At 58.5% G+C, this 12,615-nt stretch carries 10 protein-coding genes; 2 read left to right on the top strand and 8 right to left on the bottom strand.

Annotated elements, in window-relative coordinates; genetic code table 11:
* Positions 1-2 precede the first annotated feature (2 nt).
* Positions 3-1,286: a UDP-N-acetylglucosamine 1-carboxyvinyltransferase gene (gene murA / locus GRI41_RS12050; RefSeq protein ID WP_160605225.1), complete on the bottom strand. Its 1,284-nt coding sequence runs from the start codon at positions 1,284-1,286 to the stop codon at positions 3-5.
* Between the two features lie 101 nt (positions 1,287-1,387).
* Here murA and galU point away from each other — a divergent pair, with 101 nt between their 5' ends.
* Positions 1,388-2,272, top strand: a complete 885-nt coding sequence (galU, locus tag GRI41_RS12045) for a UTP--glucose-1-phosphate uridylyltransferase GalU (protein ID WP_160605224.1) — start codon at positions 1,388-1,390, stop codon at positions 2,270-2,272.
* A gap of 24 nt (positions 2,273-2,296) precedes the next feature.
* Here galU and GRI41_RS12040 read toward each other — a convergent pair whose 3' ends face one another.
* The 7 genes from GRI41_RS12040 to GRI41_RS12010 all read right to left on the bottom strand — a co-directional run bounded on the left by GRI41_RS12040 (position 2,297) and on the right by GRI41_RS12010 (position 10,845).
* The gene (locus GRI41_RS12040) at positions 2,297-3,034 is read right to left on the bottom strand and encodes an SDR family NAD(P)-dependent oxidoreductase (protein WP_160605223.1); all 738 of its coding nucleotides are present in this window, start codon (positions 3,032-3,034) and stop codon (positions 2,297-2,299) included.
* A complete protein-coding gene (locus GRI41_RS12035) occupies positions 3,031-4,326 on the bottom strand; it encodes a cytochrome P450 (protein ID WP_160605222.1) in 1,296 nt (431 codons plus the stop codon). The genes GRI41_RS12040 and GRI41_RS12035 overlap by 4 nt, the downstream gene beginning before the upstream one ends.
* On the bottom strand, positions 4,323-5,861 hold the full coding sequence (locus tag GRI41_RS12030) for an acyl-CoA synthetase (protein ID WP_160605221.1): 1,539 nt from the start codon (positions 5,859-5,861) through the stop codon (positions 4,323-4,325). Before GRI41_RS12030 ends, GRI41_RS12035 begins: the two co-directional genes overlap by 4 nt.
* Positions 5,862-5,999: 138 nt before the next feature.
* The gene (locus tag GRI41_RS12025) at positions 6,000-6,644 is read right to left on the bottom strand and encodes a M23 family metallopeptidase (RefSeq protein ID WP_160605220.1); all 645 of its coding nucleotides are present in this window, start codon (positions 6,642-6,644) and stop codon (positions 6,000-6,002) included.
* A 216-nt stretch (positions 6,645-6,860) separates the two neighbouring features.
* Complete coding sequence (locus GRI41_RS12020) at positions 6,861-7,643, bottom strand: ferritin-like domain-containing protein (RefSeq protein WP_268893207.1); 783 nt, start codon at positions 7,641-7,643, stop codon at positions 6,861-6,863.
* A 17-nt stretch (positions 7,644-7,660) separates the two neighbouring features.
* On the bottom strand, positions 7,661-8,125 hold the full coding sequence (locus tag GRI41_RS12015; protein WP_160605218.1) for a peroxiredoxin: 465 nt from the start codon (positions 8,123-8,125) through the stop codon (positions 7,661-7,663).
* Positions 8,122-10,845, bottom strand: a complete 2,724-nt coding sequence (locus tag GRI41_RS12010; RefSeq protein ID WP_160605217.1) for a bifunctional [glutamine synthetase] adenylyltransferase/[glutamine synthetase]-adenylyl-L-tyrosine phosphorylase — start codon at positions 10,843-10,845, stop codon at positions 8,122-8,124. The genes GRI41_RS12015 and GRI41_RS12010 overlap by 4 nt, the downstream gene beginning before the upstream one ends.
* A gap of 102 nt (positions 10,846-10,947) precedes the next feature.
* Between GRI41_RS12010 and GRI41_RS12005 the strand changes: the two genes are divergently transcribed.
* Positions 10,948-12,615, top strand: a complete 1,668-nt coding sequence (locus GRI41_RS12005; protein WP_160605216.1) for a M28 family metallopeptidase — start codon at positions 10,948-10,950, stop codon at positions 12,613-12,615.

Genomic DNA, 12,615 nt, shown 5'->3' with positions numbered 1-12,615 from the left:
CGCTATTCGTCGCCAACGCGCTCGATATCTGCGCCAATAAGCTGCAGCTTTTCTTCGAGCCGTTCATAACCGCGATCGAGGTGATAGAGGCGGCGGACCTGTGTTTCACCCTCGGCAGCAAGCCCGGCGATGACCAGACTCATCGATGCACGCAAATCGGTCGCCATAACTTCGGCCCCGGTCAGCGTTTCGACGCCAGTAACCACTGCCTTGTGCCCATCGGTTTCGATATCCGCGCCCATGCGGCCCAGTTCCGGCACGTGCATGAAGCGGTTTTCGAAAATGGTTTCGGTAAGAACGCTGGTGCCTTCTGCCTTGCAAAGCAGCGCCATCAATTGCGCCTGCATATCGGTGGCGAGACCGGGATAGGGGGCAGTGGTCAGATTGGTCGCTTTGAGCGGACCATTGGCTGCGATTCTTACGCCGTTCTTCGCCGCTTCATACTCAACCCCGATGGCTTCGAGCGCTTTCAGCGTCGCCATCATCTCGTCAGCATTCGCGCCTTCGAGCATGACTTCGCCGCCCGTAATTGCAGCGGCGCATGCATACGAGCCCGCTTCGATGCGGTCGGCCATAACTTTGTAAGTCGCGCCGTTTAGTTTCTTCACCCCGTGAACGGTCAGATCCGAAGTGCCGATCCCCTCGATCTCTGCCCCCATCGCCACCAGCAGATTGCACAGATCGACAATTTCCGGCTCACGCGCGGCATTGCTGAAATGGCTGGTCCCATTGGCGAGCACTGCGGTCATCAGCGCATTTTCGGTCGCCCCCACCGAGACTACGGGAAAGTCAAAGTCGCCACCGGGCAAGCCGCCATCGGGAGCATGCGCGCGGACATATCCCGCAGCCAGTTCGATTTCCCCGCCGATTGCCTCAATCGCTTTCAGATGCAGGTCGATGGGCCGGTTGCCGATCGCACAGCCACCCGGCATCGACACCGTGGCTTCGCCAGCACGGGCGAGCATCGGGCCAAGCACCAGAATCGAGGCGCGCATCTTGCGAACCAGATCATAGGGCGCAACGGTCGACGTAAGCCGCGCTGCCTCATAGGTGACCATCCGTCCGAAATCTTCGGGGCGATTTCCGCGAATGCTGGTCGAAACGCCGAACTGCGTCATCAAATGCTGGAAGCCATCGATGTCGGCAAGCCGCGGCAGGTTCCGCAAAGTCAGCGGTTCTTCGGTCAGCAGCGCGCATGGTATCAATGTCAATGCAGCGTTCTTTGCGCCGGAAATCGGAATCGTGCCGGATAGGCGCTTTCCGCCCTGAATAAGTATCTTGTCCATGCACGCGGTTTAGCCGGAATGACGGCGGGGGCAAGCGTCACGGCACGGTTTCATAACCGGCAATGTTGACTGTGCTGACTCGACCGCCGTATCGCAGCGGCATGAGCCAACGCAAACCGATCAAAAAAGCCGTCTTCCCCGTTGCGGGACTCGGCACACGCTTCCTTCCCGCCACCAAGGCCATCCCGAAGGAGCTGCTCCCCATCGTCGATCGCCCGCTGATCCAATATGCAGTCGATGAAGCGCGCGAAGCCGGGATCGAACAAATCATCTTTGTCACCGGGCGCGGAAAGACCGCAATTGTGGAGCATTTTGATGTCGCCTTCGAGCTGGAGGCGACCATGGCCGAACGCGACAAGGATATGTCCGTGCTCGATGCCACCCGCGCGACACCCGGCGATATCATCACCGTGCGCCAACAAGTTCCGCTCGGTCTGGGACATGCCATCTGGTGCGCGCGCGCCATCGTGGGCGACGAACCCTTTGCGATTTTGCTGCCCGACGAATTGATGGTCGCCAATGCAGATGGAGGCCCGGGCTGCATGAAGCAAATGGTCGAAGCCTATAACGAAGTCGGTGGGAACCTGATCAGCGTGCTCGAAGTGCCGCATGAGGAAGTCTCAAGCTATGGCGTCATCGATCCGGGCGCTACCGATGGTTCATTGACCGAAGTCAAAGGACTGGTCGAGAAACCACCGGTAGATCAGGCACCGTCCAACAAGATCGTTTCGGGCCGGTATATTTTGCAGCCCGAGGTCATGCGCACTCTTGAAAATCAGGAAAAGGGCGCGGGCGGAGAGATCCAGCTGACGGATGCGATGGCAAAAATGATCGGCAATCAGCCCTTCAATGCGGTCACTTTCGCCGGGCGCCGTTTCGATTGCGGAAGCAAGACCGGTTTTGTCGAAGCCACGCTCGCGCTGGCTCTCGAGCGCGAAGATATGGGCGAAGAGGTCCGCGCCATTGCGGAGCGCTTGCTCGGCTAGCGCCCGCGCCGCCAACAGCAGAATTTATCCGAGCGATAATCCGCCATCAACGGGGATCGTCTGGCCAATAATATAGGACGCCATGGGCGAGGCCAGGAAAAGCGCGGCATTGGCCAGCTCCGATGGCTCGCCAGTCCTGCGCAGCGGAATTTTACGCACCGCCTGTTCGGCCCGCGTCTCATCGTCAAAAGTGACTTTGGTCATCTTGGTTTTGACAAAGCCGGGCGCGAGGCCGTTGACGCGAATTCCATCGCGCGCCCATGCGACGGCGAGATTACGCACCAGAGCAACGGCGCCCGCCTTGCTGGCACCATAGGCCGGATTACCGATTGTCGCGTGGTAGGCCGCAGTCGAGCTGATGATCTGGAGTGATCCGCCCGCTTGCTTGAGCGCAGGATGGAATTTTCGCGCGCAATCCATCACCGAATTGAGATTGACACTGATCACTTCATTCCATCCCTCGCGGGTGAATTCAGCGCGGCCATAGCGTACTGCACCCTGACACAGGATCAGCACATCGAGTTTCTCGAAAGACGGTGCCGCATCGACCGCTTCCGGATCGGAAACATCAACGCAGTCATAATGAAGACCGGCGAGATCGGAGCCTTCTTCACCCGCATAGTCTGCAGCATTCGGGCGCGTTCCCCAGACATGCACATCGGCGCCGCGCGCGCGAAACGCTTGTGCCGTTCCGTTGCCGATGCCGCTGGAGCCGCCAACCACCAGCACTGTCTTGCCCGAAAAATCGAGGAGGTCGTTCATTGCGATGCAAACCGCAGAGGCAGCGTCTTGAGCCCGCCGACAAAAGTCGAGCTCGAACGCACAGGATCGCCCGCCAGTTCGACTGAATCAATCCGGTCGAGCAAGGCTTCGAACAGAATGCGGATTTGAAGGCGCGCGAGATGCAGTCCGAGACATTGGTGCGCGCCGGCGCCAAACGCCATGTGGCGGTTGGGGCTGCGGCTCGCGTCGAAGCTGCGCGCCTGCTCAAATTGCGCCGGATCGTGATTGGCGGCGACATAGTTGAGCATCAACCAATCGCCCTTTTTTATCTGCTGCCCGCCTATTTCAACGTCCTGTGCCGCGGTGCGCATGAAATGCTGGACCGCTGTGGTCCAGCGGATCGCCTCTTCGACCAACCCGGGAAGAAGCGAGCGGTCCGCTTGCACGCGCGCAAACTGTTCGGGGTCGCGCGCAAGAGCGAGCATCGCCCCTGACATCGTTGCAGAGGTCGTATCATGACCGGCCGCCGCCATGATGATGTAGTATCCGGCCATATCGCGATCGGGGAGCGGTTCTCCATCGACAGTCGCATTGGCGATAACGCTGGCGACATCATCGGTCGGATTTGCCCGCCGCTCAGCTGCGATACCAGCAAAATATTCTTCGAAGTTCTTGACCGCGCCGGACACCAATTCAAGCACTTGTTCGGGCGTCATGTTCTCCATACCGCTGCCCGATAGATCCGCATCCTGGCCGCCAAACATCTGCTGCGTCAGCATCAGCATGCGCGGTTCGTCCTCTTCGGGAATACCGAGAATTTGCATGATGACGTGGAGCGGCATCGGCGCGGCCACATGTTTGACAAAATCCACGTCCGGACCTGCGTCGATCATCGCCTGAACCAGCTTGTCTGCCAGCGCACGAATCTCGCCTTCGATCAGCTTCAGATTACGCGGCATGAACCAGTCTTGCGTAAGTTTGCGGTATTTCGGGTGGATCGGCGCGTCGAAGACAACAAGGCTGTCAACGAGCATGTTCGATCCTGTCGCCGCGCGCGCAAACTCTGTCGCCTCGCGGGTGGCAAACACCACTGGCTTGGGATTGTTGAGGAAGGTCTTGTTGTCCTTCGATATCCGCATCACATCGTCATAGCGGGTGATCAGCCAGAACGGTTCGAATACGTCATCCTCTGCAACCACTTTCGCAACGGGCATCGTGTCCCGCAGATGGTCGAAAGTGTCGAGCAGTGGATCCCAGGCGGCATAGCTTTCAGGCGCGATAATCTCGCGAGCGACATCTCCGGGCAGAATTGCCGGGTTGCTCGCCATCATGCGCTCTCCCGTGCTTTGGCCAAAAATTCCTCTTTGAGCTTACGCTTGTAGAGCTTGCCATTGGCTTCGCGCGGCAATTCGGCTCGGAAGTCGAAAAGTTTGGGCATTTTGAGCCGCGCCAGTTCGCCCGAGAGATATTCAGCCAATTCGGCCTCCAGCTCATCCCCGGCAATGTCCATCGAAACCGGCTGGATGACCGCGACGACTTTTTCCCCCATTTCAGGGCAAGGCGCGCCAATCACCGCAGCATCCATTACCTTGTCATGCGTGATGAGCAGATTTTCCACCTCTTGCGGGTAAATATTCACCCCGCCCGAAATGATCATGTTGGTCCGCCGGTCGGTTAGATAGAGGAAGCCGTCCTCATCCAGTTTTCCGATATCGCCCAGCGTGGTCCACCCCTTTGTATGCGTTGCTTCCTTCGTTTTGGCTTCGTCCTTGTGGTATTGAAACGGATAGGGGCTTTCGAAGAAGACGCCGCCTTCTTCGCCAACCGGCAGCTCTTCACCATCGTCACCGCAGATATGCACCGTGCCAAGAATCGCGCGGCCAACTGTGCCTTGATGCGTCATCCAGTCAGCGCTGTTCACAGCGGTCATGCCGTTGCCTTCGCTACCCGCGTAATATTCGTAGATCACCGGCCCCCACCATTCGATCATCTCTTTTTTTATGTCCGAGGGGCACGGCGCAGCGGCATGGATCGCCGATTTGAGCGAGGAGAGATCATATTTGGCGCGTGTCTCCTCTGGCAGTTTGAGCATCCGGACAAAATGCGTCGGGACCCACTGGCTGGCAGTGATTTTGTATTTCTCGATCGCGGCAAGCGCGTTTTCAGCGTCAAATTTTTCCATCACAACCACAGTCCCTCCCAGCCGGTGAATGACCGTGGACCAGGCCAAGGGCGCAGCATGGTAAAGCGGCGCGGGGGAGAGATAGACACAGCTCCCGTCCCCATCGACGGCAAAGCCCATTGTCGCGAGGCCCATCAGCGGATTAGCGGCCTGAACGTCCGGATCTTCCGGTGGTGCGGGAAGGATACCTTTCGGTCGCCCGGTCGTCCCGGAACTATAGAGCATCAACCGGCCAACGCTTTGGTCAACAGGGGCATCGGCTGATTGCGACGCAAAGGCGGCTTCCGCATCGAGCTCGCCCTCGCCGCCAAAGACCAGCATGCCCAGATCGCTGCGTTCTTCCTTGATCACCTCCAATATACCGTCAAACTTGCGCGTAGAGATGATCAGATGCGCGTCGCTATCATCGAGGATGTAGAGAATTTCTGCGGCTGTCAGATGGGTGGAAATCGGCACCATTACCATGCCCGCGCGCTGCATCGCCCAGAACAGCTTGTGATAATATGCGTTGTTCTCCATCAGCACGCCGAAGGCATCGCCATCGCCCAGGCCCTGCCCGCGCAGCCAGTGGACAATGCGGTTGGCCGCTTTATCCAATTCGCCATAGGTCACGGTTTCTCCGCTACCCGCCATGATGACTGCAGGATGGTCGGGCTTGCTCTGCGCAAATTGAATCGGGTGCATATTATAGGTTCCTCTCGGCAACCTATCCTATTGGCACAATCGTCAGCGGCAAGGGGAAAGCGCAAAGAAAAAGGGCCGCGGATTGCTCCGCAGCCCCATTAGACACCCTCTCCCGATGTCTAAACCGGTAACGTGGCCTTACTGACCGCCGCGGCCGCCTTCTCTGGCTGCCGCAAATGCCTGCTGCGCTTGCGATTCGACCATGTAAGGAACCGGATTAACCGCTTTGCCGTCGATCCGGACTTCATAATGGAGATGCGGGCCGGTGGAACGTCCGGTCGAGCCGACATAACCAATGATTTCGCCCTTACGCACACGCTGCCCATCGGCAACCGCGATCCGCGACATGTGGGCAAAACGGGTCTGCAGACCTGCGCCATGCTCCATCGAAACATAGAGGCCGTATGAACTGAAACGCGAAGCGCGGCTGACCGTGCCATCAGCAGTTGCATAGATCGGCGTGCCGGTGGGCGCTGCCAGATCGATACCTTTGTGGCGGCGACGGCCTCCGGTAACCGGATGCGTACGCATGCCATAACCACTGCTCATGTAAGACCCGTCAAGCGGCATCCGCGATGGAATGGAAACTGCAGAAATCGGCGCCGGGGCGATTTCGGTTTGTGTTCCGGCATCGCGCACACCGTCCAGCGCTTCCCATTTTGCGAAGAGCTGTTTGAAAGTCTGATCACCGCCGGTAACCGAATTGGCTTCGACATTTTCGATCTGGGCGGGAATATCCGCCGAAGTTGCGCTGGTATTTGCCAGAGCAGGGCTGGCTGCCATGGATGCGAAACCCGCAAGACCAAGCGCCGAAGCTGCCAAACTACGTTTAATAGTTGATACGACCACAAACCGTCCTTTGTTTCCGGTGCTTCGCACCTGGAGGATCCCTATTCTAAACCGACCCGATCCCCCTCAGGAAAAAGCCAGCAGAAACGCGCGGCCACTTGGATGAAATCGCCATTCGCTTCGTTAATCGTGGGTTATGAATACAAAAATTTACGAAGCAAGTTCCGCGTAGAAGTCTCGCGATAAACCGGCTGCATTGCGCGCTGAGTCGTTAAATGGCGCCTTTAGACCGCCTCTGAAATGCTCGCGAACCAAGGATTTCCAACGTTTTTCGGGCGACTCCCCGGTTTTTCCACAAACTGCGACAAAATGTTTGGTGCCAATCGCGACATGGCGGATTTCGTCGTCAAGTATCCGGCCAAGGATCTTTGCCCCATCCTTGTCGCCTTGCGACTCGACACGCTGCAAAGTCGCCGGGGTAACATCCAAACCGCGCGCTTCGAGCACCATGGGTACTATCGCCAGACGGGCTGCGACATCATGCGAAGTCCGTTCGGCTGTTTCCCATAGGCCCGCATGGGCAGGCAATGCGCCGTAATGCGAACTCAGTTTGCGCAATTTCCGGTCGAGCAAAGCAAAATGCATGGCTTCATCGGCGGCGACCGCCAGGAAATCGTCGACAAAGTCCTTGCCCATTTCGCCGCCAAACCGCCCGGCCATATCGAGAGCCAGATCGATGGCGACAAATTCGATATGCGCGAGCGCATGCCATAGCGCCAACCGGCCTTTCTCAGATCCACCCTTGCCCCGGCGCGGCATATTGCGCGGATCCAGCAGCTGCGGGGCAGCAGGCCAGGCCGGCTTGTCGGGCATCGGCACATCGAAAGCGAAATCCAGCTTCCCCAAACGCCAATTACGCGCGACCTCGCGCGCAGCCATCGCTTTGCTTCGCGGATCGGCGGTGAGCAATGCGGCGCGGATGGCACCGCTCAAAGATGGCTTTGCGCCGGTCAAAGAGCTTGCGCTGCCTTCAGGACTTCTGCTGCATGGTCTTTCACGCGAACCTTGTTCCATACCTGCGCAATCTTGCCATCCTCGCCGATCAGATATGTTGTGCGAACCATACCCATATATGTTCGTCCGTAGTTCTTCTTCTCGGTCCAGATACCAAGTTCATCCGACAGCCCGCCCTGTTCAGCATCAGTCGCCAGCGCAACTGTAAGATCGTGCTTCGTAATGAAGTTCTGGTGCTTCTTGGGCGAACATTTGCTGATGCCAAGAATGTCCGCACCCGCTTTCGCGAAGTCGGCTTTCAATGCCGAGAAATCCTTCGCCTCGTTGGTGCACCCCGGCGTGTTGTCTTTGGGGTAGAAGAACAGGACCAGTTTCTTTCCCTTGAAATCGGACGGCTTCACGCTTCCACCATCGGGTGTTTCCATCGCAATATCCGGCATCACGTTTCCGGCTTCGGTCATAAGTCAGTCTCCAGTTTCACATCGAAAGTTCTGCGCCAGCAATCGGCCACCGCGCCGCGCGCGGCATCGAACGCGCTTACAAGATCGTTGTAGCTTGCACAGTTGCAAGCATTGGCAAGCGCCTTTGCCGGTCCGCGCGCAGGTTCGGACAGGTCGGGCGCGAGCAGCCGTGCCGAAACGAGAAGCCGGGTCAGCATATCATGCGCGTGCACGATGTCTTCGGGGATCAGGTCCTGTTCCATCAGCAAAGGCAGCGCGCGCCGCAAATCGGGTGAAAAAGCGGTCCGTTCGCGCAGCTGCAAATAATGGACAAGAAATTCCAGATCGACCAACCCACCGCGGCGCAGCTTGGCATCGAGCGGACCTTTGGCGGGTTTGTGCGCAGCCATGTCTTCGCGCATTGTCAGCACATCGCGCCTAAGCTTCACCGGGTCTCTTTCGCTTTCGAGGACCGAGGCAATGATTGTATCAAGCTTTGACCGCGCATCGCCCGACCCTGCTACGACGCGCGCCCGTGTCAGCGCCATATGTTCCCACGTCCAGGCATCTTCGCGCTGATATTTGGCGAAGCTTTCCATATTTACCGCGAGCGGACCTTGCGCACCTTGCGGCCTCAACCGTGTATCCACTTCATAAAGCGCACCTTGCGCGGTCGGTACGCTGAGCGCCGCAGTCACTCTTTGGGCGAGCCGGTTATAATAAAGCGTCGCGCCGAGCGGTCTCTCTCCATCGGATCCCGCAGAATGTGCTCCGCTGAACAGATAGATGATATCAAGGTCTGAAGCATGGGTCAGCGCGCCGCCGCCAAGCCGCCCGAGGCCAATCACCGCCAATTCGCTGCCTCTGATGCGTCCGTGCAGCTGCGCGAATTCATTGCTCGCTGCCTCGACCGCGACGCAAAGCGACGCTTCAGCGAGGCGCGACAAGGCAGCGGCAATATCAAGCGGATCATGCGTGGCTTCGATCAGCTGCAAGCCCAGCGAGAAGCGCTTTTCACCGGTTACGATACGAATCCGGTCAAGCACACGTTCGTAATCGTCTCCCGCCTCTTTGCGGGCCATGCTAGCAGCCAGTTCGGAAACCTCGCCAGGTAGGTCGAGAGCGCTGCGATCAATCAGACTATCGAGCAATTCGGGCCGCTGGCTTAGTTCATCAGCCAGCGGGTCAGCAAGCGTCAGAACGCGCACCAATTGGTCAAACAGGCCCGGACGCGCTTCGAGCAGGCGAAACAGATTGATCGCGCTCGGCGTCTTGGTCAGGAACGCTTCCCAGCGCCGCAATGCGCGCATCGGATCGGTTGCTTCCGACAATGCCTCGAGCAATTCAGGAAGGATTGCCTCAAACGCCGCGATCGCCGCGGCACTGCGCAATGCGCGTATTTTGCCGTCGGACCATGAACGGATACGTTTTGACAGATCGCCGGGGTCTGGAAACCCGAGCTGATCGAGATTGTCCTTTAATGCATCGCCGCCGGGCATCGCCACCGGCTGCGAATCGTCAACATTGATCAATTTGTCGAACCGGCCCGCGACAGTTTCGGTTAGTCCGCGCAGATCATCAAGCAGCGCGGCTGCATCTGTATATCCACCAAGCCGCGCAACGTTTTCCAAGGCATCGCCCGCTGGCAATGTATGCGTCTGGTGGTCTTCAACCATTTGCAGCCGGTGCTCGATAGTACGCAATCTATTGTACGCTTCGCCAAGTTCCCGCGCATCGTCCGCCTTGATGATCTCCGCATCGGCCAAGGCGTCTAGAGCAGCGCGTGTTCCGCGGTCGCGCAGTGAGGGGTTGCGGCCCCCATGGATCAGCTGATGCGTCTGCGTAAAGAACTCGACTTCGCGAATTCCGCCCCGTCCCTGTTTGACATTGAAACCCGGCCCTGGCTCGCCCGGGCCTGAATAGGTGGTGCGGATTTGCGCGGTCAGGCGGCTGATTTCATCTATTGCACCAAAGTCTAGACTACGGCGCCACACAAATGGCCGTATCGCGGTCAAAAATTGCTCGCCCGCGGCAATGTCCCCTGCTGCGGCTCGTGACCGGATGAAAGCGGCGCGTTCCCACGCTAGCGCAGAGGATTCGTAATGCGAAAGCGCTGCTTCGAGCGGGATCGCCAAGGGGCTCACTTCGGAAGCGGGGCGCAATCGCAAATCGACGCGAAAAACAAATCCCTCGGCCGTGTTGTTGGACAATAGTTGCACGATTTCTCGCGCATAACGCTGCGCCGCCTCGCCCGGATCATCGCGTTCGCGCCGCGGCAAGGTTTCCGGGTCAAACAGCAAAATCGGATCGATATCCGAACTGTAATTCAGCTCCCGCGCGCCATGCTTGCCAAGGGCAATCCCGATCATGCCCCCTGGTTCACAGTCGGGAACCCGCTTCCTCATCGCCGCAGTAATCGCGCTGTCCAATGCCCGGTCGGCCAAATCGGACAGTTCCTCCATTACCATTTCGACCGGAAACGCACCTGCCAGATCGCCAATTGCCAGTAGTGTTGAAATGGCCAGCCGTTCCCGCCGCAAAGCCACCCCGATATCGGAACCGGTTTCGCCACTTTGCGCACCGAGGCCGCGTGCGCGGTCCATCGCTTCTCCGCTGCGGCCTTGCTCTAGCAATTCGGCCAGTTCGGGCTGGCGATCCAATGCCTTGCACAGAAAGGGCGAATGCGCGCGCGCGCGGTCCAGTGCCGATTGCCAGTCAGGAGAGGAATGCGCGCTGCCCATCGGCATAGCCCTTGCCCCAATCGGTTCCGTTTGCAATGGAAGCGCATCACAAAACCGCTTTCGGCTAGAATGAGGAGCCGGCAGCGAGGAAGAGGAATTCACATGATCCGCACATTACTGGCCGCCTCGGCCGCGCTAACACTCGCTGCATGCAATACTGCCGCCGAGCTCGATATTCCGGATGCTGAAGCCGGCGACATTTCTGAAGCAACCATGGTCGATATCACCCGCACTTTGTCTTCGGACGAGTTTGACGGGCGGATGCCGGGAACGATTGGCGAAGAAAAAACCGTCGCGTTGCTGATCGAGAAGTTTGAAGCGGCGGGGCTCAAACCGGGCAATGGCGACAGCTGGGTCCAGAAAGTTCCGCTGGTCGAGATCACCGGGAAGGATTTCTCGCCGCTGACCATCAAAGGCGGCGATGAGGAAATCAGCCTGGAAGCGCGCAAGGATTGGGTCGGTGTGACCTATCGCGAAGATGCCGCAACGTCGCTTGAAGACAGCGAACTTGTTTTTGTCGGTTACGGGATCAACGCGCCGGAACGCGGCTGGAACGACTATGAAGGTCTCGACATGGCGGGCAAAACTGCGGTTATTCTGGTCAACGACCCGGACTACGGAACGGGAACATTGGAAGGCCCGTTCAACGGCGACGCGATGACCTATTACGGGCGTTGGACTTACAAATATGAGGAGGCTGCAAAGCAAGGTGCCGCGGGTGCGATCATCATCCATGATACCGAGCCTGCTTCCTATGGCTGGAACGTGGTCGAAAGCAGCTGGTCAGGTCCGCAGGCCTATGCCCAGCGGGGCGAAGACGCGCCCGAGCTGACGCAGGTGAATGGCTGGGTGCAGAAAGATGCAGCCGCAAAAATCCTCGAGGCGGCAGGGCAGGATCTGACCGCTCTGTCCGCAGCGGCCAAGGAAAAGGGCTTCAAACCTGTTCCGCTGGGGCTGACGGCGAGCGCGAGCTTTTCCAACGATATCCGCAAATATGAATCGCAGAATGTGATCGGAATTCTTCCCGGTAGCGAGCGGCCTGACGAATATGTCATGCACACAGCGCACTGGGATCACCTTGGCCGCTGCACCCCGGCCGATGATGGCGATGATATTTGCAATGGTGCGGTCGATAATGCGACCGGCACCGCTGCGCTTGTCGCCCTGGCGGAAGCCCATGCCAAAGCCGGCGCCCCTGCGCGCAGCCTGGTGTTCCTTGCGGTGACTGCAGAAGAACAGGGCCTTCTTGGCGCGGATTATTATGCAGCCAATCCGGTATTCCCGCTGTCGCAAACGGTAGGCGGCATCAATATGGATGCGTTTCTGGTGGCGGGCGTTTCCAAAGACGTCACCGTTGTTGGCCCGGGCAAGTCGCAGCTGGACGAATATCTGACCAAAGCGCTGGAAGCTGATGGCCGCACGGCAACGCCAAACCCCAGCCCGGAAGCCGGTTACTATTATCGGTCAGACCACTTTGCTTTCGCCAAGCGCGGTGTCCCGATGCTCTATGTCGATGGCGGCGAAGATCTGGTCGAAGGTGGCCGCGAAGCCGGCAAAGCGATCTCTGACGAATATCGCGCCAATCGTTATCACGGGCCAAAGGACGAATTTAACGAAGAGTGGGATTGGTCCGGCGTGATGCAAGACCTCCAACTTTTCTACCGTCTTGGCCGGATGATCGGCAACAGCACAAGCTGGCCCAATTGGGTCGAAGGTGACGAGTTCAAGGCAACCCGTGACGAAAGCTGCGCCGCCGGAGAGGGTTGCTAA

It is taken from the genome of Pontixanthobacter aquaemixtae, from assembly GCF_009827395.1.
GTDB lineage: Bacteria > Pseudomonadota > Alphaproteobacteria > Sphingomonadales > Sphingomonadaceae > Pontixanthobacter > Pontixanthobacter aquaemixtae.
The sequence above is the reverse complement of the archived record's forward strand: the minus strand, read 5'-3'. Positions and strand labels throughout refer to the sequence as shown.

What these genes read in the sequence shown, in the direction of transcription:
- GRI41_RS12035 (WP_160605222.1), bottom strand. Translation starts at nt 4,326, where the DNA reads ATGATGGCGAGCAACCCGGCAATTCTGCCCGGAGATGTCGCTCGCGAG.
- GRI41_RS12015 (WP_160605218.1), bottom strand. Translation starts at nt 8,125, where the DNA reads ATGACCGAAGCCGGAAACGTGATGCCGGATATTGCGATGGAAACACCC.
- GRI41_RS12025 (WP_160605220.1), bottom strand. Translation starts at nt 6,644, where the DNA reads ATGGCAGCCAGCCCTGCTCTGGCAAATACCAGCGCAACTTCGGCGGAT.
- murA (WP_160605225.1), bottom strand. Translation starts at nt 1,286, where the DNA reads ATGGACAAGATACTTATTCAGGGCGGAAAGCGCCTATCCGGCACGATT.
- GRI41_RS12005 (WP_160605216.1), top strand. Translation starts at nt 10,948, where the DNA reads ATGATCCGCACATTACTGGCCGCCTCGGCCGCGCTAACACTCGCTGCA.
- GRI41_RS12040 (WP_160605223.1), bottom strand. Translation starts at nt 3,034, where the DNA reads ATGAACGACCTCCTCGATTTTTCGGGCAAGACAGTGCTGGTGGTTGGC.
- GRI41_RS12010 (WP_160605217.1), bottom strand. Translation starts at nt 10,845, where the DNA reads ATGGGCAGCGCGCATTCCTCTCCTGACTGGCAATCGGCACTGGACCGC.
- galU (WP_160605224.1), top strand. Translation starts at nt 1,388, where the DNA reads ATGAGCCAACGCAAACCGATCAAAAAAGCCGTCTTCCCCGTTGCGGGA.
- GRI41_RS12030 (WP_160605221.1), bottom strand. Translation starts at nt 5,861, where the DNA reads ATGCACCCGATTCAATTTGCGCAGAGCAAGCCCGACCATCCTGCAGTC.